The organism is Roseovarius sp. E0-M6 (assembly GCF_037083845.1).
Classification (GTDB): Bacteria; Pseudomonadota; Alphaproteobacteria; order Rhodobacterales; family Rhodobacteraceae; genus Roseovarius.
Genome location: NZ_JBAPLA010000001.1, coordinates 54,695 through 74,484, shown reverse-complemented (window position 1 = coordinate 74,484; position 19,790 = coordinate 54,695). Strand labels below are relative to the sequence as shown.

General features: G+C 60.9%; 23 protein-coding genes. 11 read left to right on the top strand and 12 right to left on the bottom strand.

Translation table 11 applies throughout. From position 1 onward, the window contains the following. Positions 1–18: 18 nt before the first annotated feature. From argF to V8359_RS00430, 3 genes are all read right to left on the bottom strand, one after another. Positions 19–945: an ornithine carbamoyltransferase gene (gene argF, locus V8359_RS00440; protein ID WP_336426724.1), complete on the bottom strand. Its 927-nt coding sequence runs from the start codon at positions 943–945 to the stop codon at positions 19–21. 60 nt (positions 946–1,005) lie between these two features. Next, positions 1,006–2,184, bottom strand: a complete 1,179-nt coding sequence (locus V8359_RS00435) for an aspartate aminotransferase family protein (protein WP_336426723.1) — start codon at positions 2,182–2,184, stop codon at positions 1,006–1,008. Positions 2,185–2,525: 341 nt separating this feature from the next. Next, entirely contained in the window at positions 2,526–3,326 is an 801-nt protein-coding gene (locus tag V8359_RS00430) for an ABC transporter permease (RefSeq protein WP_336426722.1), read from the bottom strand. Positions 3,327–3,451: 125 nt separating this feature from the next. Here V8359_RS00430 and V8359_RS00425 point away from each other — a divergent pair, with 125 nt between their 5' ends. Beyond that, on the top strand, positions 3,452–4,045 hold the full coding sequence (locus tag V8359_RS00425; protein WP_336426721.1) for a GcrA family cell cycle regulator: 594 nt from the start codon (positions 3,452–3,454) through the stop codon (positions 4,043–4,045). 108 nt (positions 4,046–4,153) lie between these two features. Here the strand turns inward: V8359_RS00425 and V8359_RS00420 are convergent, their stop codons facing one another. After that, entirely contained in the window at positions 4,154–6,127 is a 1,974-nt protein-coding gene (locus V8359_RS00420) for an AsmA family protein (protein ID WP_336426720.1), read from the bottom strand. A 121-nt stretch (positions 6,128–6,248) separates the two neighbouring features. Here V8359_RS00420 and rimO point away from each other — a divergent pair, with 121 nt between their 5' ends. Further along, a complete protein-coding gene (rimO, locus tag V8359_RS00415; RefSeq protein ID WP_336426719.1) occupies positions 6,249–7,616 on the top strand; it encodes a 30S ribosomal protein S12 methylthiotransferase RimO in 1,368 nt (455 codons plus the stop codon). 226 nt (positions 7,617–7,842) lie between these two features. Then, positions 7,843–8,487, top strand: coding sequence for a PAQR family membrane homeostasis protein TrhA (gene trhA / locus V8359_RS00410; RefSeq protein WP_336426718.1), 645 nt, complete (start codon positions 7,843–7,845; stop codon positions 8,485–8,487). 49 nt (positions 8,488–8,536) lie between these two features. On the opposite strand, the gene V8359_RS00405 is transcribed toward trhA, so the two are convergent. The 3 genes from V8359_RS00405 to V8359_RS00395 form a co-directional block, all read right to left on the bottom strand. Further along, a complete protein-coding gene (locus tag V8359_RS00405; protein WP_336426717.1) occupies positions 8,537–8,803 on the bottom strand; it encodes a DUF6455 family protein in 267 nt (88 codons plus the stop codon). A 105-nt stretch (positions 8,804–8,908) separates the two neighbouring features. Further along, positions 8,909–9,262, bottom strand: a complete 354-nt coding sequence (locus V8359_RS00400) for a YigZ family protein (protein ID WP_336426716.1) — start codon at positions 9,260–9,262, stop codon at positions 8,909–8,911. Beyond that, on the bottom strand, positions 9,259–9,969 hold the full coding sequence (locus V8359_RS00395; RefSeq protein WP_336426715.1) for a M48 family metallopeptidase: 711 nt from the start codon (positions 9,967–9,969) through the stop codon (positions 9,259–9,261). The genes V8359_RS00400 and V8359_RS00395 overlap by 4 nt, the downstream gene beginning before the upstream one ends. A 109-nt stretch (positions 9,970–10,078) precedes the next feature. Here V8359_RS00395 and V8359_RS00390 point away from each other — a divergent pair, with 109 nt between their 5' ends. Both V8359_RS00390 and V8359_RS00385 read left to right on the top strand, forming a co-directional pair. Then, a complete protein-coding gene (locus V8359_RS00390) occupies positions 10,079–10,321 on the top strand; it encodes a hypothetical protein (protein WP_336426714.1) in 243 nt (80 codons plus the stop codon). Positions 10,322–10,518: 197 nt separating this feature from the next. Further along, entirely contained in the window at positions 10,519–11,436 is a 918-nt protein-coding gene (locus tag V8359_RS00385) for a DMT family transporter (RefSeq protein WP_336426713.1), read from the top strand. Positions 11,437–11,685: 249 nt separating this feature from the next. Here the strand turns inward: V8359_RS00385 and V8359_RS00380 are convergent, their stop codons facing one another. Then, positions 11,686–11,946, bottom strand: coding sequence for a DUF167 domain-containing protein (locus V8359_RS00380; protein ID WP_336426712.1), 261 nt, complete (start codon positions 11,944–11,946; stop codon positions 11,686–11,688). A 105-nt stretch (positions 11,947–12,051) separates the two neighbouring features. Between V8359_RS00380 and V8359_RS00375 the strand changes: the two genes are divergently transcribed. Together V8359_RS00375 and V8359_RS00370 are read left to right on the top strand one after the other, a co-directional pair. After that, the gene (locus V8359_RS00375; protein ID WP_336426711.1) at positions 12,052–12,627 is read left to right on the top strand and encodes a nitroreductase family protein; all 576 of its coding nucleotides are present in this window, start codon (positions 12,052–12,054) and stop codon (positions 12,625–12,627) included. After that, positions 12,624–13,334 (top strand): EI24 domain-containing protein, encoded by a 711-nt coding sequence (locus V8359_RS00370; RefSeq protein ID WP_336426710.1) that lies wholly within the window; start codon positions 12,624–12,626, stop codon positions 13,332–13,334. The genes V8359_RS00375 and V8359_RS00370 overlap by 4 nt, the downstream gene beginning before the upstream one ends. Here the strand turns inward: V8359_RS00370 and V8359_RS00365 are convergent. Further along, the gene (locus V8359_RS00365) at positions 13,318–13,584 is read right to left on the bottom strand and encodes a DUF1467 family protein (protein WP_336426709.1); all 267 of its coding nucleotides are present in this window, start codon (positions 13,582–13,584) and stop codon (positions 13,318–13,320) included. The two genes, V8359_RS00370 and V8359_RS00365, sit on opposite strands and share 17 nt — an antisense overlap. Next, positions 13,584–13,988 (bottom strand): methylmalonyl-CoA epimerase, encoded by a 405-nt coding sequence (mce, locus tag V8359_RS00360; protein WP_336426708.1) that lies wholly within the window; start codon positions 13,986–13,988, stop codon positions 13,584–13,586. Before mce ends, V8359_RS00365 begins: the two co-directional genes overlap by 1 nt. A gap of 171 nt (positions 13,989–14,159) precedes the next feature. Between mce and V8359_RS00355 the strand changes: the two genes are divergently transcribed. The 4 genes from V8359_RS00355 (at position 14,160) to V8359_RS00340 (ending at position 16,965) form a co-directional block, all read left to right on the top strand. Next, entirely contained in the window at positions 14,160–14,876 is a 717-nt protein-coding gene (locus V8359_RS00355) for a response regulator (RefSeq protein WP_336426707.1), read from the top strand. Between the two features lie 98 nt (positions 14,877–14,974). After that, on the top strand, positions 14,975–15,691 hold the full coding sequence (locus V8359_RS00350; protein ID WP_336426706.1) for a GNAT family N-acetyltransferase: 717 nt from the start codon (positions 14,975–14,977) through the stop codon (positions 15,689–15,691). A 65-nt stretch (positions 15,692–15,756) separates the two neighbouring features. After that, on the top strand, positions 15,757–16,233 hold the full coding sequence (locus tag V8359_RS00345; protein ID WP_336426705.1) for a hemerythrin domain-containing protein: 477 nt from the start codon (positions 15,757–15,759) through the stop codon (positions 16,231–16,233). 99 nt (positions 16,234–16,332) lie between these two features. After that, entirely contained in the window at positions 16,333–16,965 is a 633-nt protein-coding gene (locus V8359_RS00340; protein ID WP_336427899.1) for an MT-A70 family methyltransferase, read from the top strand. Here the strand turns inward: V8359_RS00340 and V8359_RS00335 are convergent. Both V8359_RS00335 and aspS read right to left on the bottom strand, forming a co-directional pair. After that, positions 16,938–17,693 carry a BglII/BstYI family type II restriction endonuclease gene (locus V8359_RS00335; RefSeq protein ID WP_336426704.1) on the bottom strand — a complete coding sequence of 252 codons (756 nt, stop codon included), beginning with the start codon at positions 17,691–17,693 and terminating at the stop codon, positions 16,938–16,940. The genes V8359_RS00340 and V8359_RS00335 overlap by 28 nt on opposite strands. 3 nt (positions 17,694–17,696) lie before the next feature. Further along, positions 17,697–19,475 carry an aspartate--tRNA ligase gene (gene aspS, locus V8359_RS00330; protein WP_336426703.1) on the bottom strand — a complete coding sequence of 593 codons (1,779 nt, stop codon included), beginning with the start codon at positions 19,473–19,475 and terminating at the stop codon, positions 17,697–17,699. Positions 19,476–19,790: the final 315 nt, after the last annotated feature.

Genomic DNA, 19,790 nt, shown 5'->3' with positions numbered 1-19,790 from the left:
CGCGCACGATATCCCAAGTCAGACACCAAGGCACCAGCGCATGATCGCCTTTTGCGCATGCAACCGGTTTTCGGCCTCGTCCCAGATGACTGAATTGGGCCCGTCCATGACCGAGCTTGTGACCTCATCCTCGCGGTGGGCGGGCAGGCAGTGCATGAAAAGCGCATCGGGTTTCGCATGCGCCATCAGCGCGTCGTTCACTTGATAGGGACGCAACGTGTTGTGACGCCGCTCCTTGGTGGACTGGCTGTCATGCATGCTCACCCATGTGTCGGTGACAATCAGGTCCGCGTCCTCGACGGCCTTGACCGGGTCGCGCTCGATGGTGACCTTTGATCCCGCGCGGCGCGCCTCGCCCACAAACGCATCTTCGGGGTCGAATTGGTGCGGGCCGGTAAAGGTGAAATCGAACCCGAACCGGCCTGCCGCATGCAGGAACGACGCGCAGACGTTGTTTCCGTCACCCGACCATACGACCTTCTTGCCTGCGATCGGCCCGCGATGCTCTTCGTAGGTCATGACGTCGGCCATGATCTGACAGGGGTGGGTGCGGTCCGTCAGGCCGTTGATCACCGGCACCTCGGCATATTCGGATAGCTCGAGCAGAACGGATTCGTCGAATGTGCGGATCATGATCAGGTCGACGTAACGGCTCAGAACACGGGCGGTATCGGCGATCGTCTCACCATGGCCCAGCTGAAGTTCGGCCCCCGAAAGGGTCATGGTCTGACCGCCCATCTGGCGCACGCCGACATCAAAACTGACCCGGGTTCGCGTCGACGGTTTTTCGAAGATGAGCGCGACCATGTGGTCCGACAAGGGTTGCTCGGCATCAAAGGTGCCGCGTTTTGCGCCCTGACGCGCGATTTTCATCGCCTGCGCAGTGTCGATAATCGCCCGCAAATCTTCGGGAGAGGTTTTGTTGATGTCGAGAAAATCAGCCATATTTGCGGTCCTTTCGTTCGACCGGATCATGTTCGTGTGTTCAAGGAAAAGACAAGCGGATCATGCCGCCCCTTCAAGTTGCGTTGCCGCATGATCAAGGCGCTTTACGGCCTCCGCGATCTCGTCATCCGAAATCGTGAGAGGCGGCAAAAGGCGCACCACGTTGTCGGCCGCCGGCACCGTCACGACAAGCGCATCATACCCGGCCTGCACCACATCGGTGTTGGTTGCTTTGCAGATCAGACCCAGCATGAGACCACTGCCGCGCACGTCTTCGAAGATGTCGGGATGGGCCGCCACCAGCCCTTCCAACTTTTGCCGCAAAAGGCCCGACTTGCGCCGCACCTCCTCAAGGAATTCGGGGGCGGTCACATGCTGCATCACCGCATAACCAACCGCACACCCCAGCGGATTACCCCCATAGGTCGAACCGTGGGTGCCCGCGACCATACCCCGTGCGGCGCGCTCTGTGGCCAGCACCGCACCCAAAGGAAAACCACCGCCGATCCCCTTCGCGACCATCATGATATCGGGGTCGACCCCGGCCCACTCATGGGCGAAAAGCCGCCCGGTCCGGCCCACACCGCATTGCACCTCGTCAAGGACAAGCAGGATACCATGCTCATCACACAGATCGCGCAACCCCTTGAGGCACTGATCGGGTAGCGGTCGGATGCCGCCTTCGCCCTGCACCGGCTCGATCAGGATCGCGGCGGTGTTCTTGTCGATCGCGGCATGGAGCGCATCGTGATCCCCCCACGCCACATGCTTGAAACCGGGCAAAAGGGGGCCAAACCCCTTGGTCATCTTCTCGGAGCCTGCGGCGGCGATGCCCGCGCTTGACCGGCCATGGAACGAGGCCTCGAAAGCGATGATCTCGGTCCGCTCCGGCGAACCTGCGTCGTGAAAGAACTTGCGCACCATCTTGACCGCCAACTCGCAGGACTCGGTGCCGGAATTGGTGAAAAAGACCGTGTCGGCGAACGTGGCCTCGACCAGCGCATCGGCCAGCGCCTCCTGCGCCGGTATGTGATACAGGTTCGAGGTGTGCCACAGCGCCTGTGCCTGAGTGGTCAGCGCCTCGACAAGCGCCGGATGCGCGTGACCCATCGCATTCACGGCAATGCCCGCGCCAAGGTCCAGAAACCGTCGCCCATCCGCCTCGATGAGCCAGCTGCCCTCGCCTTTGACAAAGCTGAGGGGGGCGCGGTTATAGGTCGGCAGAATAGACGGGATCATCGGACATATCCTTTGCTGAACGAGAGGGGGTGCGGCATGCACCGGCGATGATTTGAAGGATAGGCACCTAACACGGTGCGACGCGACAGGCGACGTGGACGTCAGGCGCTAAGGCGTCGGCGTCGGGCGGGGAGATGAGGGCGTCGCAATGTCATGAGACGTCTTTAGCTTCCGCATGACGTTGGGGGAAGCAAAAAATCCACGTCCGCGCGACTTCGTGGTGCCTCGTGGGATCAGTTTGGCAAAGCTTCCCCGGCGCCGCCCGTCAGAACCCGCCACTCGCCAATTTCAATGACGAACGATGTGGCCCTCTTGTGCGCGGTCCGGCCAAGACTGTCGCATCAGGATTTGAGCCTATAGCCGCGCGCGAACATCGCCCAGCCAGCCCCGACAATGGCGAAAGATGATCCAACAGCGATCGCAAGGCCCAGCCACGGGCTGGCGTCCGACACCCCGATTACGCCAAATCGCACACCGTCGATCACGTAGAAGATCGGATTCACATTGGTGATATCACGCAGCACCGGCGGCAACGCCTCGACCGAGTAGAACGTGCCCGACAGAAATGCGAGCGGCGTCACCACGAAATTCGTGATCGCGGCCATCTGATCGAACTTGTTGGCGAAAATGCCGGCCACGATACCGAGGCCGCCCACGAAGATCGCGCCCAGCATGACAAAAACAAAGGCCCAGACCGGATGCGCCGGGACGATGCCAAGCACGGCCCAAAGGCCAAGCGCGATGGCAAGCGCCACGATCACGCCGCGCGCGACAGAACCGGCAAGATATCCCAGCACCATTTCGAAGGCGCTGAGCGGCGGCATGAGCGTGTCGACGATATTGCCCTGCACCTTCGAGATCACGATCGAGGACGAAGTGTTGGCGAATGCGTTCTGTATCACCGTCATCATCAGGATGCCGGGCGCGATGAATGTGGTGAAACTCACCCCCATCACCTCGCCCCGGCGCGGTCCGATCGCGATGGTAAAGATCAAAAGGAAAAGCGCCGACGTCACCAGCGGCGCGAGAACCGTTTGGGTCCAGACCGCAAGGAAGCGCAGGACTTCACGCTCGGCCAGCGTCGCGAGGCCAAGCCAGTTCATGCGCCCGAAACGCCGTTCACCCATCTGTTGATATGCCATCGCAATCCCCCGCCGAATCCGCTGCTCTTGCCTTGTATCTCGGCACTCAGTGATTAGAATAGGGCCTCATACGAATTTTTCAGGGTGGCCCGAGCGGATCGCGCCGCCCCATTGGAGCGAAAGCTATGTCCTGGAACGATGAGCGCGTCGAGATACTCAAGAAAATGTGGGGAGAAGGCCAGTCCGCCAGCCAGATCGCCAAGGAACTGGGGGGCGTCACGCGCAACGCCGTCATAGGCAAGGTTCACCGCCTCGGTCTTTCGAACCGTAACGGCGGGGGCGGTGCAGCAGCAGCGGCAAGCCCCGCCGCCGAGGCCAAGCCGAAACCAGCGAAGGCCGCGCCAAAGCCCGCCCCCAAGGCCAAGAAACCCGCTCAGCCAGAGCCGACGCCGGAAACCGAGGAGACGCCGGCGGCCGCGCCCGCCCCGGTCAGCCGCATGAAACCGATCATCCCTGCTGGTCAGCCGCTTCCGCCGCAGCCTTCGGCGAACGAGATTGATCCCAAGGCGCTGGCAAAGGTGTCCGAGATCGAAAAGAAGGCCAAGAAGCTGACCCTGATGGAACTGACCTCGCGGACCTGCAAATGGCCCGTTGGCGACCCCGCCACCGAGGAGTTCTGGTTCTGCGGACTACCAGTGCAATCCGGCAAACCCTACTGCGAGGCACATGTGGGCGTCGCGTTTCAACCGATGAGCTCGCGCCGCGACCGCCGCCGCTAACTCGGTTCAGCCGCCTGAAACAGCGAAGGGTGTGCGTTCGGCGCGCACCCTTTGTTTTTGGTCATGCACACCAAGGCACCGGGCGCCAAAATACAATGCGCCACCCGATCACTCGAACAATTTCAGCAACTCTTTCTTGAGCGCGCCTTCAGCCTCGTCGCGGATCGCATCTTCGACCGACTGTCCCTCCTCGACAGTAACGCCAAGCTCTTTCTCGACAAGCTTGTTGATCTCCTTGTCGACCTCCTCGCGCGCCTTCTTCTCAAGCTCCTCCTTCTCTTCCTTGAAATTGAGGTCTATGGCGGCCTCGATATCGGGATAGATTTTCGGATCGGCCCATGGCCCCTTGATCCGAACCGGAATGGCAAGCCCCTTGCGGTTTTCGCCTTCAAGAAGGCTGGGCGTGAAAGTATAATTCAGGTCGCGGGCCCCAAGGCCGATGCGCCCCTCACCCGTGGCCTTGGCAAGCGGCATCGACATGCTAAGGTCGTCGCCCCGCATATTGCCGTCCTCGATATCAAAGCTTGCCGACATTTCATCAAATACCGTCGTGCCACCGCTCACATCTCCTGATCGCATCAGCCGATCAAGGTCGATCCCGGAAATGACGCCCTTGCCGGTCGAAAGCGAGACGCTGCCCCGCAGGCTGTTCATGATCGCATCGACAGATTGCCCAACCCCAAGAAAATCCAGTGTGACATTGCCATCGGTCGCGAACCGCGTAATGCCCGCCGCGTCCGTCAAAAGCGCCTCCATGTCGATATTCCGCGCAGTCATGTCCCCACCCACAGACAGGCCGTTGCGATTATTCGCCACGAACTCTCCGGAAACACGCCCGCCATAGCCGCTGAGGTCGTTCAGCGCGAAGACGGCGCGCGAGCGGTCAACGGTGGTCAGAACACGCGCCCTGCCGAACTTGAATGTCCCAAGGTCCAGACTTTCGGCGGACAGCGCGATTTCCGCGTCTGCAAGACCAAGCGCGCTGGCATCTATGGGGGCCTTTGACCAACCTGTATCAACCGCCGTGCCGCTTGCCGCCGCATCGCTTTCGCCGCCGCTTTTCGGGTCAAGCGCACTCAGATCGAGCGCGCCTGCATTCAATTGCGCCGTGACGCGCGGGCGATCCCCTCCGAGCGTAATATCCATGCCGCCGGTCAATGTATTCTGATCCAGCGTTGCGGTCATATTCCTCAGCGCGATGACCGGCCCTTCGGTGACGGTCAACTCTCCGCGCATCTCTGCGGTGCGGCCCAACCCTTCGGGCAGTTCCACCGCTCCAAGTCCAAGCGAGGCCAGAAACCGCGATGTGCTGCTCAGATTGGCACGCAAACTGCCGGCAAGGCTCGGGCGGGAACTGACCCGTCCGTCAAACGCGATCTCGCCGCCCCGCGTTCCGGCCTGCACACTCACCGCAGAAAGCTCGCCTTCGATCAACTGATCGAGGCGTGCGACCGTGCCGTTCAGATTGACCTGTTCACCGGCGGGATTGAGCGAGACATCGAACGTCGCCTCACCGGTATAGGACGGCCAACGCAGATCGAGGTCGATATCATTGACCGTCGTTTCGGTTCCGGCCTGCCCATCCACATAGCGCAGCGACGCCCCGGTGATCAGCGCGCGATCAAGCGTCAGGGCAAGCTGATCCGAGCGCGCGGGCTGCTCAGCATCTCCCTGCCCCGATGGCGCAACCCCCTCGACATTGAGTTCCCAATTCACGCGCCCGTCCTTGGACCGTTCAAGAAGGATGTCGGGGTTGACCGCCTCGAGTCCGGTGATCCGGATCGAGCCCTTGATCAGGCCAATGGGATCGACCCCCACCTTAAAGCTATCGGCCACGAACATCGGACCATTATCCGACCAATCGGCGTTGGACACGGTAGTGCGCCCCGTGCTGACACCCAGAATGGGATAGAAACTGACTGTCGTGTCGCCTTCCATCTCAACGGTCCGGCCCGTCGCCTTGGCAATCTGGTCCGCCGCGATACCCGCAATCCGCTCTCCGGGCAGCATGATGAAAGAAACAAGGGCGACAGCCACCACCAGGATGACAAGAACCACAAGCCGAATAAGCCAGCGCAGCATGACAAGGGCCTCCCTACTGCTCTTGTTATTAGTCTTATGTCGAAGATTTAGATCGCCTGCACGACATGAACAACCGTTTAAGGCTTTTCGTGCGCCCTCTGCGGGCTTATATGGCGCCGATATGAGCACCAATCCCCCAGACCTCCGCCCCGACCTCGCCCGTGCGCGCGTGAGCGAAACCACCCGCACCGGACAACCCAGCATCGGCATGGTGTCACTGGGCTGTCCCAAGGCGCTGGTGGACAGTGAGCGTATCCTCACGCGGCTCCGCGCCGAAGGCTACGGCATCTCGCCGGATTACAGCGGCGCGGACGCGGTCATCGTGAACACCTGCGGCTTTCTCGACAGCGCCAAGGCCGAAAGCCTCGAAGCCATCGGAGAAGCACTGGCCGAAAACGGCCGCGTGATCGTCACGGGGTGTCTCGGGGCCGAACCCGACTACATCACCGGCGCGCATCCCCGCGTTCTCGCGGTGACCGGCCCGCACCAATACGAACAGGTTCTCGACGCGGTTCATCAGGCCGTGCCGCCCGCACCCGATCCGTTCGTCGATCTGCTACCGGCATCGGGTGTGAAACTGACACCGCGGCATTACAGTTATCTCAAGATTTCAGAGGGCTGTAACCACAAGTGCAAGTTCTGCATCATTCCCGACATGCGCGGTCGTCTTGCCTCGCGACCGGCACACGCCGTGCTGCGCGAAGCCGAAAAGCTGGTCGACAGCGGCGTGCGCGAATTGCTGGTGATCTCTCAGGACACCTCGGCCTATGGCGTTGACATAAAACATAACGAAGATCGCGGCCACCGTGCGCATATCACCGATCTTGCACGCGATCTGGGCTCGCTCGGGGCGTGGGTCCGGCTGCATTATGTCTATCCTTATCCGCATGTTCGCAACCTCGTGCCGCTGATGGCCGAAGGGCTTGTCCTGCCCTATCTCGACATCCCGTTTCAGCATGCCCATCCCGAAACACTAAGGCGCATGGCACGGCCCGCCGCCGCGGCCAAGACCCTCGACGAAATCGCCGCGTGGCGCGATATGTGTCCCGACATCACCCTGCGCTCGACGTTCATCGTGGGCTATCCCGGTGAAACCGAACAGGAGTTCGAGACCCTTCTTGATTGGCTCGACGAGGCCAAGCTCGACCGGGTCGGCTGTTTCAAATACGAGAACGTGGCCGGGGCGCGGTCGAACGACCTTCCCGACCATGTGCCCGAGCCTGTGAAAGAAGAACGCTGGCAGCGGTTTATGGAAAAAGCACAGGCCATTTCTGTGGATAAGCTGGCATCCAAGGTTGGTTCCCGGCAAGAGGTGATTATCGATGACATCGACGAAGATGGTGTCGCCACCTGCCGAACCAAGGCCGACGCCCCCGAGATCGACGGCTGTCTGTTCATTGATGAAGGCACAGATCGGCTGCGCGTGGGGGACATCGTCACGGTCACCGTCGACGAAGCGGGCGAATATGACCTTTGGGGACGGCTCTGAGCCAGCTTTGGCGACAGTTTGTGGAACGTAAACATACCGGCCCATCCCGTGAACCAATTCATCACGACTTTGTGCCACGCTGGCGGCACAAAGGTGTGCGATCCTTTCTGCACCGCGCCATGTGTTCAGACTGACCCGTGGCGGAAATCAACACGAACTTCATGGCGGATGGCGATATGATCCGGGATATTCCGGAACCGCAAACCCCGAGACGAAGGCGCCAAATATGACTTATCCTGCATATACACGGGCTGAACGCGTTGCCGACGGGATTATCCACGTGATCGGTGTCATCGCGGCAATCGCCGCGGTCGTGGTCCTTTTCGTGGCCTCCGGCGCGCAGCTGAGCGGTGGCGCGCTGACTGCCGCCGTGGTCTATGCCGTGGGTCTTCTGTGCATGCTTGGTGCCTCCGCCGCCTATCACCTCGCCGCGCACACCCGGGCCCGGCCCCTTCTGCGCCGGCTTGATCACGCGGCGATCTACATGAAGATTGCCGGCACGATCACTCCGCTCGGGGTGCTGCTGGGCACCGCACTTGGCTATGGTGTGCTGATTTTGGTCTGGGGACTGGCGCTTTTGGGCATGTGGGCCAAGTTTCGCGCCGAACGGGGTAAGATGACTTCGGGCTGGGTCTCTTACGTCGCATTGGGCTGGATCGCGATTGCCCTGATCATCCCGCTGATGGATATTTTGCCGGCCCTCAGCCTGTGGTCGCTCTGCATCGGCGGATTACTGTATTGTGCCGGCATCGTGTTCTACACGACCGAAAAGCTGCGCTTCGCCACGGCCATCTGGCACGGCTTCATCCTGCTGGCCTCGGGCTGCGTGTTCACCGGCATCGCATCCGCGCTGCGTGCCGCCGCAGGTTGACCAGCTTAGCATCGCTGCCGGCTCACCTGACGTTGACCATTCCCCGCGCTCAGGCGGATTTGCCGTCTTTCAGAAGATCGAACAACGGCTGATTGCGGCACATCTCCGGGCCGCGTGCCACCGGCACCGTCTGCAAGCCAAGCCACGCATCGCATCCTTCGGGGTCCGTGCAGCCGGCACAGCGGACAACCGCCTCGCCGATCGCATCCATCGAAAGCTGCCCGCGCAACACCAACGTCTCCAGATCGAGCGCCTGCTGCGACGCCATCCTGTCAACAAGGTCAGCAGCCTGTTTGAACCGTGTCTGAGTGCTCATGATCACATCTCCCTGTCTGAGCGGCACAACGACATGCACCGCACACACGATGCTCGCATAGCTCTGCGCTACTGACATTGACCCAGATCAATCGCGCCCGAGCGTTCAGACAAAGCTCTCAAGATAGGCGCGCACGCAGTCCTGAACATGGCGAAAGCGATCTCCACCAAGGTGCTTGCCGCCATACCACCGGGTCACGACGATGACATGCCCAAGCAGGTCTTCGCGCTCCTGCATCCTGAGAATGACCGCACCCGCGCCCGATTCGCCGTCATCGACCTTGATCTGCGTGCCATCCTTCAGGATCAGGGCCCAGCTGTTATGCGTGGCCTTGGCGAACTTCTTGTTTCTCTTCAGCTCCTTGAGAAATGCCTCGGCGGACTCTCGGTCCCGAGCCGGCGCGCCCGAGACCGCGTATTTCGAGCCCCGGTCACTGACCACGTTCATCAGTTGGTTCATTGCAGAGAGGCATCCACCCGCCGCACGGTGTCGATCCGGTCCTTGTTGCGTGGATGCGTCCCGAGAAAACGGTCGCCCGGATCGGCGATCTGGGTGAAGAATTCCGCGCCTTTGACCGGGTTATAGCCAGCCCGCCGGGTGATCACCGTGCCCAGCGCATCGGCCTCAAGTTCGTGATCCTTGGAATAGCTGCGCGCACCGACATTGGCGCCCAGATCGGCGGCGGCATCCACCCCGCTCGAGCTTGCGCCGGTCAGAGCGGCCAACCCGCCAAGAATGATCGCACCCGCAATCGCGTTGTTGCGCTGTTGTGCGAGGTGCTTCTCGATATGGTGCGCCGCCTCGTGCCCCATCACAAAGGCAAGCTCGTCGCCATTGCGCACCGACGCGATGATCGGAAGGTTGAAGGCGAGTATCGGGCGCCCGCTTTTATCCACGGTCTGAAAGGCGTTGGGCGATTTCTGCGGTCGGTCGTCGATCACCACCTTGAAGTCACAGTTGATGCCCTGTGACTGCGCCCGGCAGATCCGCTCGGCCACCGGCTCAACCCGGCTCACCACGGTGCGAAAGCGGTTCATCTCGGCGCTGGTCGGCGTCAGTGCGCGGGTCGCCTGCTGCCCCTGTGGCTGCGAGGTGCTGGGCGCATCCGCAGGCGGTGCGCCACACGCCGCAAGAACGAATAAACTGACACAGATAAGTTTGCGCATGAGACCCTCGGAGAACTTGTGTTTCGCTTAATTTAGCATGGCAGCGGCCAAGCACCAGCCCCCGCCTTGTGGACTTGCAATCCGCCGCCGCGCGGGTCACGTTACCACCATGTTTTCCATCGAGCACGAATTCGATTCCACCGTCATCACCCTTGTCGATGAAGGGGACGCACCCCTTGGGGAGGACGTGATCATCAACGCCTTCGAAGAGTGTGTGACCATCACTCAGCACGATCCGCGCACCGACCGCACCCAGACGATCACGCTCTCAGTTACGCAGTTGCACGATCTGGGCGCCGCGCTCGACCTTCCCGAGGGCGTCTATCAGCGCGCGCGCGGAAAGGCCGAATAAACCGGCGGGGTCGGACGGCGTCTTGGGTATGGGTGAAAAAACGGGAATCGGGCACGCGCGCGATGCTTTTGCCAGAGGGCCGTGCCCGATCTTGCGACGTTTTCGCCCGCAGGCCAGAACCAGCACGCCCGCACGGAGTTGCAGATAGACTGCGGCGCTGATCGTCGGCCTCGCGATCTCATGACCGGACACCGGATATGCGAACCATTTTTCTGCTAATGCTGATCACCTTGTCGGAGGCGACGATCGGCGTATTCGTCAAATTGACCGATGGCAGAATCCCGATTCAGACGTTGAACTTCTATGCGGTTCTGACCGCAGCCGCATTCCTGATGATCGCATTGCCACTTGCAACAGGTCGGCCGATCCGCGTGCCTTGGGGAAACCTGAAGGACACTCTCGTTATCGGTGTTCTTATCGCGGCGCAGATCAGCGTATTCAATTACGCAATGACGCTGGTGCCGATTGCCAATGCCGTCATTTTCTGGAGCGTGGCACCATTCTTTACCTTCATATTCTCGGCGATTTTTCTGGGCGAGAAGGCAGGTTTGGGTCATGTCGTGGTGTTCGGCATCGCCATTGTCGGCATCGTTATCGCCAAGCCCTTGGCGGGCGGATACATGATGGGCAATCTTGTCGCCCTTGCGGATGGCGCGATTTATGCGGCGATGGTGACCTACATGCGCTACGAAGGCAAAACCGAAACCGGCAATGACATCGCCTGGTCGATGCTCACTGCGGCTCTCGTATTGTCACCGGCGCTTTTGATTTACGGGACCGGAAATATTCTCAGCATGGTGGACAACGAGAGGCTGGGCATCACCGCACCCGCCGGTCTTTGGGCGCTGGCGCTTGGGCTGGTGTCCACGGGGTTTGCCTATTTCGGCATCTCGATCGTCCTCAAACGGCTCAACGCGAATGTCTATTCCCTGGTCGACATCATTGTCTCGCCCATCGTCGCGAGCACGCTGGGCTTCCTGATTTTTGGCGAGGTGCCGGCCAAGGGGATGATCTTTGGCGGCGGCCTCTTGTTGTTCGCGGGCTTTATGCTGACCCGAATGATGACCCGTGATCGGCGCGACATCGCGGCGCATCCCAGTCAGGGCGAGGCGTGACCCGCGCCAAGTCACTTCAAGACAACCAAACTTGATCTTTCAAGAAATGGTGCCGATCCAATGAATTGATTTATGGGTCTGGCTTTTACGCTGCGGGCGGGCGGTGCCGATTGGCGGCGGCCTTTGCCGGGCAAGCCGTTGATGATCCGGCCCCACCACCGCACCTTGTGAACGGCGCGGCATGCAACGACCGCTTTGAGGGCACAGGCCCTCGTCGCCGCTCATCCGCAGAAGACCGGGCGAGATGCTCTAATCCGGCTCAAGCACGAACACCTTCTCCCGCGAGAGCGCGCCCGAGACAAGGCGCAGCCGCGTTTTGGGCACTCCGATCGCCCGCGCCAGAAGAGTGCGGATCGCCGTGTTGGCCTTGCCCTTGTCCGGCGGTGCGGTGACATAGACCCGCAATTCGCCATTCGCGGCTTCGATCCGGTCACGGGACGCGCGTGGCGTGGCGCGCACCGCGATGCGCGCTCCGGGCACGGCAAGATGGCTCAGGTCGGGGCGGGACATGCACCGGATACTGCGCCGAATCGAGAAACCGGGCAAGCACGGGGCTTGACCCCACGCGCGCCACATCCGACATATCGCTCACACCGCGAAGGAGGCCCGCCCCAAATGTCCGAGACCAATCCAGTGATGGAATTTCTGCTCAACCGCCGGTCGCGTCCTGCCAAGCTTCTGCGGGCCCCCGTTCCCGACCGCGCGGCCCTGGCCCCCATTCTGACCGCCGCAGCCCGCACGCCGGATCACGGAAAGCTGGTGCCGTGGCGCTTTGTCGTGCTTGAGCGCGGGGCCCTGTCGCGGCTGGCGGACCTTGTGGAGATGCGCGGCACCGCCTTGGGCCGCGACCCCGAGGACATCGCCAAGGCGCGCTCGGCTTATGACGGCAGCCATCTTGCGGTGGTCGTGGTCGAAGCGCCGCAAACCTCGGACAACATCCCCGAAATCGAACAGACCTACTCCGCCGGCGCCGTGTGCCTTGCGCTGCTCAATGCCGCGCTGGCCTCGGGCTGGGGGGCGAATTGGCTTACCGGTTGGCCGGTCTTCGACAGGTCCTTCGTTGAAACGGGCCTCGGGCTTGCGCCGCATGAACGGGTGGCGGGTGTCATTCATATTGGCACCGCCTCTTCCACTCCTCCAGACCGGCCCCGCCCCGAAGTCGAGGCGATCACCACATGGATGCCGGAATGATATTTTCGAGCTTTATCAAAGCTGTATCTCAAATCAGTGACCCGCGCTTCCGCCGCGTGCTCTATCTTGGGATCGGCCTCACCTTTGCGCTTCTGGTGGCGGTCTACGCGCTTTTTCTGGTGTGGCTGCAATGGATACTCGGCGACGGGGCCGAACTTCCGCTGATCGGACAGGTCACATGGGTCGACGACCTGCTAAGCTGGGGAAGCCTTTTCCTGATGCTCGTGCTGTCGGTTTTCCTGATGGTGCCCGTGGCATCGGCCATCACGTCCATGTTCCTCGAGGATGTGGCGCAGGCGGTCGAAGACCGGCATTATCCCGATCTACCGCCGGTGCCCCGCATTTCATGGACCGATGCGCTGACAGACACGCTGTCGTTTCTGGGGGTGCTGATCGTCGTCAATCTTCTCGCGATCATCCTCTACCTGCTCTTCGCGCCCGCCGCGATATTCATCTTCTGGGCGGTGAACGGGTTTTTGCTCGGACGGGAATATTTTCAACTCGCCGCGATGCGCCGCATCGGGCGGGCCCGCGCCAAAGAGCTTCGGCGCGAACACCGTGGCAAGATTTGGCTCGCAGGCACGCTCATGGCGATGCCGCTTTCGATTCCGCTGTTGAATCTCGTGATCCCGATCCTCGGCGCGGCGACGTTCACCCACCTCTTTCACGCGGTCACGCGCGACAAGGCGATCACCCCATCCGGTTGAACCAGTCAAAATCGCGCACCGAGATCGTGCCGGTGATGATGATATAGGCCAGCACCGCCCATATCGCCAAGGCGATCCACGTGGTGATCCAGGCTTTCTTCTTGAGGTGGTGCTGCTGGGGCGACCCTGAATGCGTGCCGTCCACGATGTCTCCGGCCTCGCCTTGGGTTTCGATCCGGATAGGCAAAGCCACGAAGAATGTCATGAACCACACGACAAGATAGAGCACGATCCCCGACGCAATTCCCATCAGACTTCCTCCAGTTCCACAAGGCAGCCATTGAAATCCTTGGGGTGCAAAAACAGGACGGGCTTGCCATGTGCCCCGATCTTGGGGTCACCACTGCCCAGCACCCGCGCCCCGCTTTGCTCAAGCCGGTCGCGCGCGGCAATGATATCATCGACCTCATAACAGATATGATGGATGCCCCCCGCCGGGTTCTTCTCAAGAAAGCTGTTGATCGGGCTGTCCTCGCCCAGTGGATACAGAAGCTCGATCTTGGTGTTGGGCAACTCGATGAAGATGACGGTGACGCCGTGATCCGGTTCGTCCTGCGGCGCGCCCACTTGGGCCCCCAAAGCACCCCGGTATTGCGCGGCTGCGGCCTCGAGATCGGGCACGGCAATGGCGACATGGTTCAGACGGCCGATCATGGATGGCTCCTCATAGCTCTCGTTTGGTGTTGTTATGGGGATATGAGCCGTCCGAGACAAGGGACGAACCGCCGCAGCCCACCACCGTCGCGAACAGCATCCAGCGGTTAACCCCACGTTCACCATGGCTGCGTAATCCTTGGGGCACACCCTTTCAGGAGGCTCTCTACAATGGATGACGACACGACATTCCCCCCGCCCTATGCGCCGACCGCGGGTCGCCCGCTTCTCGGCATGACCATCCTCGTGGTCGAGGACAGCCTTTTTGCCTGTGACGCGATGCGGCTGATGTGTTTGCATTCCGGCGCGCGCATCCGGCGCGCCGATTGCCTCCGCTCGGCACGCCGCCACCTTCAGGTGTATCGCCCCTCTGCGGTGGTGATCGACCTCGGCTTGCCTGACGGGTCGGGCGCCGATCTCATAACCGAACTGAACGACGGGGTGCCGCGTGTCGCGGTCATCATCGGAACAAGCGGCGATGACGGGGCCGAGGATCTGGCCATGGCGGCGGGTGCCGATGCCTTCCTGCCGAAACCGGTGACCCATCTGGGCCGGTTTCAGGAAACCGTGCTCCGCCTTCTCCCGCCCGAGCGTCAGCCAAACGGCCCCCGCCGGTTCAGGACTGACGTGATCGAGGCTGATCCAGTGGCCTACCGGGATGACATGGCCCATGTCGCAAGCCTTCTCGATGAACAGCCCGAGGGCGCGATGCTCGACTACGTGGCGCAGTTTCTGGCGGGCGTGGCGCGCGCGGCGGATGACAGGCAAATGGCCTGCGCCGCAAGCTTGTTGGCACAGACCCGCAAGAAAGGCGCCCCCGCCACCGGCCCGGTGGCCCAGATCGCGGGCCTTGTGCAACAACGTCTCGCGGGGCGCGCGGCGATCTGATCGGCGGCCACACGGCCACCGCCATCAGAAGCATGGTTCCGGTTCCAGTTTCGCGCGTTCCACAGTAGTCTCTGCGCAACACGCACGGAGATCACCACATGACCGACCCGCGCCCGGTTGGGCCCACTCTTCGAAACTGGGCCCCGCCGCCCCGCCCCGACAGCACCCTCACGCTTGAGGGGCGCTATGCCCGGCTTGTGGCATTGAACGCCGAGGCGCATGCCGCACTTCTGTTCAATGCTTATGACGGGCATGACTGGGTCTGGGATTACATGCCCGTCGGGCCATTCGCCTCCGCCGCGCAGTTTCACCGCTGGATGCGCGAGGCGGCGGCGGGTGACGATCCGCTCTTTTTCGCCATCCACGACACCGAGCGTGACCGCTGGGGCGGCTTTGCCTCCTATCTGAGGATCAAGCCTGCCTCGGGCGCGATCGAGGTCGGCTTCATCGCCATGGCCCCCGCCCTGCAACGCACACGCGCCGCGACCGAAGCGATGTATCTGATGATGCGCTGGGCATTCGAGGCCGGATACCGTCGCTACGAATGGAAATGCGACGCGCTCAACCGGCCATCACGCCGCGCGGCGCAGCGCCTCGGCTTCAGCTTCGAGGGCATCTTTCGGCAGGCGACCGTGGTCAAAGGCCGCAACCGCGATACCGCGTGGTTCTCGGTCATCGACACCGAATGGCCCGCCCTGTCCGAAGCTTTCCGTCTCTGGCTCGACCCCGCGAATTTCAACGCGACGGGCCAACAGCACGAGGCGCTTTCGGATCTGACAAGGCTCGTCCGGGCGGCGGATGATCCCGACCTCTGAGCGATCCGAGCGGAACTTGGCAGCACATTGGAGCGTTCTGAGGTCACCCCAAGCGGAGACCTGCCATGACAGATATCTACACAGCCATCAAATCCGACCATGAGCGCCATCGCCAACTGCTCGACACGATTGGCGACACCAGCGGCGACAGCGCCAAGCGGCGCGAGGCGTGGGACGAACTCTATCACGACGTCAAAAGCCACGCCGCCGCCGAAGAGGAAACCTTCTATTCCAAGCTCATCTCCAAGACATGGGGTCAGGATTCCGCCCGGCACTCCGTTCACGAACATCAGCAGCTTGACGATATCATGGAAGAGCTGAACGAAATGGACATGTCCGAAGGCGCCTGGCTCGAGAAGTTCAAGAAGCTCGACCACGACTATCAGCATCATATCGACGAGGAAGAAGACGAGGTCTTCGGCCGCGCCCGCAAGATCATCGACGACAACGAGATCAAGGGCTACGGCGAACGCTTCCTCAAACGCAAGGAAGAGGAACGCGCCCTGATCGCGAAAAAGCGCGAAGACAGCCTGGAGGATTGACGAGCTGGATATGCAGTGGCTGCATTAACATTTGCGAAAGATCATTTGTTCTACTAATGTTCTAGTGACATCAGCAACTGGATCGGCAATATGTTGGACATGCAACACGGTGCTTCACAAGATTTGTGCAACTTCTTGGGCGATGATCGCTTTGGTACCGTGATGGCAGATCCACCTTGGCGCTTCACGAACCGGACAGGCAAGGTCGCCCCTGAGCATAAGCGGCTTTCCCGATACCCGACGATGACCGTTGACGATATCTGTCATTTGCCGGTCGCTGATTTCATGGGAGACCGCGCGCATTGTTACATATGGGTTCCAAACGCGCTCTTGCCGGAGGGGTTGCGCGTCTTGTCGGCTTGGGGCTTTGAATACAAATCAAACATAATCTGGCATAAAATCCGGAAAGACGGTGGTTCCGACGGGCGAGGCGTGGGTTTCTATTTCCGCAACGTTACCGAAATATTGTTGTTCGGCACCCGTGGGAAAAGTGTTCGCACGCTTCCACCCGGTCGGCGTCAGGTCAACATGATGCAGACCCGCAAACGCGAACATTCGCGAAAACCGGATGAGCAGTACGAATTGATTGAAAGCTGCTCATGGGGTCCGTATCTGGAACTCTTCGGGCGCGGTATTCGTGAAGGCTGGACGGTGTGGGGCAATCAGGCCGATGCTGACTACAAGCCGGGCTGGAAAACTTATGCTTACAATTCAAGTGTCGCAGCGGAGTAGTCGGCAACCACGCTCACCGGCAATCCGATTAGTAGTAGAGGGCAAGGGTTACCGACACCACGCGATACACGTGTCATCAGTTTATCCCAATGAGTTGTTGCCATGCCGTATTTGTCGCTGACAAACGATTCGGCAAAGGCGCGGGCGAACGAGACGTTGCGTCCGATGCGTTCCTCGAGCATCTTCTTCTGTCGCGCAGTGCGTTCTTTCATACCCCAAGCTTCCAATTCGGCCACATCGTTAATCCCTGCATCGCAGATAACCCATTCGACGATATCGGCCATCCGCGCCTGCATGTCCGGTCCACGCGTGATCAGTATTCCCAGCGAAATTGCACCCTGCGCGTGAAGTCGCTGGAAGTTCTCAAGGTCGCGATCAAAGAAAGGGTCTTTGTTGTTCCACTCGATCTCGAGCGCCAACGTTCCGTTGTCAGCACTCAATACATGATCAATTTCATGAGTAATGGCTTCCCGTTCTGAACCATCAACAATCGTTTGGACGGTAAATTCATGCTTCGGCCAACCGCGCGAATATAGTGCATCACGCAGCCGCATCGTGGAAGCCGCCTGCCCACCACCGCTACCGATGATTTCCTTTGCCGCAATGTGAAATTCCGAAAGAACTTCAACAAGATCTGAGGCAACATCAGGGAAGTCAACCGTCAGTATCGCCTCGGCATGGTTCTTCGTCTCGAAGGCAAAACCGAGGGATCGCAGACGCTCATACACCGCTCACTCCTCCCGCGGCAGCACCCGCAGCCCCAGCTCCATCAGCTGATCAGACATGGGCTCGCTCGGTGCGTCCATCATCAGGTCTTCGGCACGCTGGTTCATCGGGAACATGATCACTTCGCGGATATTGGCAGTGTCGGCCAGAAGCATCACGATCCGGTCGATCCCGGCGGCACAGCCGCCATGCGGCGGGGCGCCGTATTGGAACGCCCCGTAAAGGCCGCCGAAGCGTTTCTTTACCTCGTCCTCGCCGTAGCCCGCGATCTCGAACGCCTTGAGCATGACTTCGGGCCTGTGATTCCGGATCGCACCCGAGACAAGCTCATAGCCGTTGCAGGCCAGATCGTACTGATAGCCCTTCACCTCGAGCGGATCACCCTCAAGCGCGGCCATCCCGCCTTGCGGCATCGAGAACGGGTTGTGCTCGAAATCAATTTCGCCGGTCTCTTCGTCGCGCTCGTAGATCGGGAAATCCACCACCCACGCAAAGGCGAAACGGTCGGTCTCGGTCAGGTTAAGCTCTTCCCCGATGACATTGCGCGCACGTCCCGCGACAGCCTCGAACGCCTTAGGCTTGCCCCCAAGGAAAAACGCCGCATCGCCCACGCCAAGGCCAAGCTGCTGACGGATCGCCTCGGTCCGCTCGGGCCCGATGTTCTTGGCAAGGGGGCCTGCGGCTTCAAGCCCATCACCTTGATCGCGCCAGAAGATATACCCCATCCCCGGCAAGCCCTCTTTCTGGGCGAAGGCGTTCATCCGGTCACAGAACTTGCGGCTGCCGCCACCCGGCGCCGGAATGGCACGGATCTCGGTGCCGTCCTGCTCAAGAAGCTTGGCAAAGATCGCAAAGCCCGAGCCGCGGAAATGCTCGCTCACCCGCTCCATCTTGATCGGGTTGCGCAGGTCGGGCTTGTCCGACCCATACCAGAGTGCCGCATCGGCATAGGAAATCTGCGGCCAGACCGCGTCAACCTTGCGGCCCCCGCCGAACTCTTCAAAGATGCTTTGGATCACCGGCTGGATCGTATCGAACACGTCCTGCTGCTCGACAAAGCTCATTTCCATGTCAAGCTGATAGAAATCCGTGGGCGACCGGTCGGCGCGCGGATCTTCGTCGCGGAAACACGGCGCGATCTGGAAATACCGGTCAAAGCCCGACACCATGATCAGCTGTTTGAAAAGCTGCGGTGCCTGCGGCAACGCATAGAACTTGCCGGGATGCAGGCGCGACGGCACGAGAAAGTCGCGCGCGCCCTCGGGCGAAGAGGCGGTGATGATCGGCGTCTGATATTCACGGAATCCGGTGTCCCACATGCGTCGCCGGATAGACGCGACAACATCCGACCGCAGCGCCATGTTGCGCTGCATCGCCTCGCGGCGCAGGTCGAGATAGCGATAGCGCAGGCGCGTCTCCTCGGGGTATTCCTGATCGCCGAAGACCAGCAGAGGAAGCTCCTGTGCCGCGCCCAGAACCGCCATGTCACGGATATAGACCTCGATCTCGCCGGTCGGCAGCTTGGGGTTCACAAGGCTTTCGTCGCGTGCCTTGACCTCACCGTCGATACGAATGCACCATTCACTACGCAACTTCTCCACCTCGGCAAAGACGGGGCTGTCGGAATCGCACAGCACTTGCGTCACGCCGTAATGGTCCCGCAGATCTACGAAGAGCACCCCGCCGTGGTCACGGATACGGTGAACCCATCCCGAAAGACGCACTGTCTCTCCTACATGGCTCTTGTCGAGGTCGGCGCAGGTGTGGCTGCGATATGCGTGCATGATGTCGTCCTTGGTGCGGCGTGCGCTCTGGTGTCAGTGGTCGCGCCGATACACCTTGCCACGCGGGCAAAGTCAAGACCATGCGCCGGACAGAACCGCCACGGCATGGTCCCGGCCCGACGTTCAAGCCCGTTTACAAAATCGGGCGTTTGGGTAAATGTAGCAGGGTTTTGGGTAAGGTGTTCCGTGTCGCCACGCGGTATTCGGAGCACGCACAGATCACATGGTGCTTCTTACGGGCGGTCAGGTCCGCTTGGCTCGCAGGGCACCTTACATTCATAACCCGATGCCGAACCGAGGGAAAGGAACATCGGA

Bases quoted from the DNA above. Each gene is read 5' to 3' on its own strand.
- aspS (WP_336426703.1), bottom strand. From the start codon at position 19,475: ATGCACGCATATCGCAGCCACACCTGCGCCGACCTCGACAAGAGCCAT.
- V8359_RS00380 (WP_336426712.1), bottom strand. From the start codon at position 11,946: ATGTCCCGCCCCGACCTGAGCCATCTTGCCGTGCCCGGAGCGCGCATC.
- V8359_RS00430 (WP_336426722.1), bottom strand. From the start codon at position 3,326: ATGGCATATCAACAGATGGGTGAACGGCGTTTCGGGCGCATGAACTGG.
- argF (WP_336426724.1), bottom strand. From the start codon at position 945: ATGGCTGATTTTCTCGACATCAACAAAACCTCTCCCGAAGATTTGCGG.
- V8359_RS00365 (WP_336426709.1), bottom strand. From the start codon at position 13,584: ATGGGAATTGCGTCGGGGATCGTGCTCTATCTTGTCGTGTGGTTCATG.
- V8359_RS00395 (WP_336426715.1), bottom strand. From the start codon at position 9,969: ATGCGCAAACTTATCTGTGTCAGTTTATTCGTTCTTGCGGCGTGTGGC.
- V8359_RS00340 (WP_336427899.1), top strand. From the start codon at position 16,333: ATGCAACACGGTGCTTCACAAGATTTGTGCAACTTCTTGGGCGATGAT.
- V8359_RS00435 (WP_336426723.1), bottom strand. From the start codon at position 2,184: ATGATCCCGTCTATTCTGCCGACCTATAACCGCGCCCCCCTCAGCTTT.
- V8359_RS00400 (WP_336426716.1), bottom strand. From the start codon at position 9,262: ATGAACCAACTGATGAACGTGGTCAGTGACCGGGGCTCGAAATACGCG.
- V8359_RS00420 (WP_336426720.1), bottom strand. From the start codon at position 6,127: ATGCTGCGCTGGCTTATTCGGCTTGTGGTTCTTGTCATCCTGGTGGTG.
- trhA (WP_336426718.1), top strand. From the start codon at position 7,843: ATGACTTATCCTGCATATACACGGGCTGAACGCGTTGCCGACGGGATT.
- V8359_RS00370 (WP_336426710.1), top strand. From the start codon at position 12,624: ATGATATTTTCGAGCTTTATCAAAGCTGTATCTCAAATCAGTGACCCG.
- V8359_RS00390 (WP_336426714.1), top strand. From the start codon at position 10,079: ATGTTTTCCATCGAGCACGAATTCGATTCCACCGTCATCACCCTTGTC.
- V8359_RS00385 (WP_336426713.1), top strand. From the start codon at position 10,519: ATGCGAACCATTTTTCTGCTAATGCTGATCACCTTGTCGGAGGCGACG.
- mce (WP_336426708.1), bottom strand. From the start codon at position 13,988: ATGATCGGCCGTCTGAACCATGTCGCCATTGCCGTGCCCGATCTCGAG.
- V8359_RS00350 (WP_336426706.1), top strand. From the start codon at position 14,975: ATGACCGACCCGCGCCCGGTTGGGCCCACTCTTCGAAACTGGGCCCCG.
- V8359_RS00425 (WP_336426721.1), top strand. From the start codon at position 3,452: ATGTCCTGGAACGATGAGCGCGTCGAGATACTCAAGAAAATGTGGGGA.
- V8359_RS00355 (WP_336426707.1), top strand. From the start codon at position 14,160: ATGGATGACGACACGACATTCCCCCCGCCCTATGCGCCGACCGCGGGT.
- V8359_RS00345 (WP_336426705.1), top strand. From the start codon at position 15,757: ATGACAGATATCTACACAGCCATCAAATCCGACCATGAGCGCCATCGC.
- V8359_RS00375 (WP_336426711.1), top strand. From the start codon at position 12,052: ATGTCCGAGACCAATCCAGTGATGGAATTTCTGCTCAACCGCCGGTCG.
- V8359_RS00405 (WP_336426717.1), bottom strand. From the start codon at position 8,803: ATGAGCACTCAGACACGGTTCAAACAGGCTGCTGACCTTGTTGACAGG.
- rimO (WP_336426719.1), top strand. From the start codon at position 6,249: ATGAGCACCAATCCCCCAGACCTCCGCCCCGACCTCGCCCGTGCGCGC.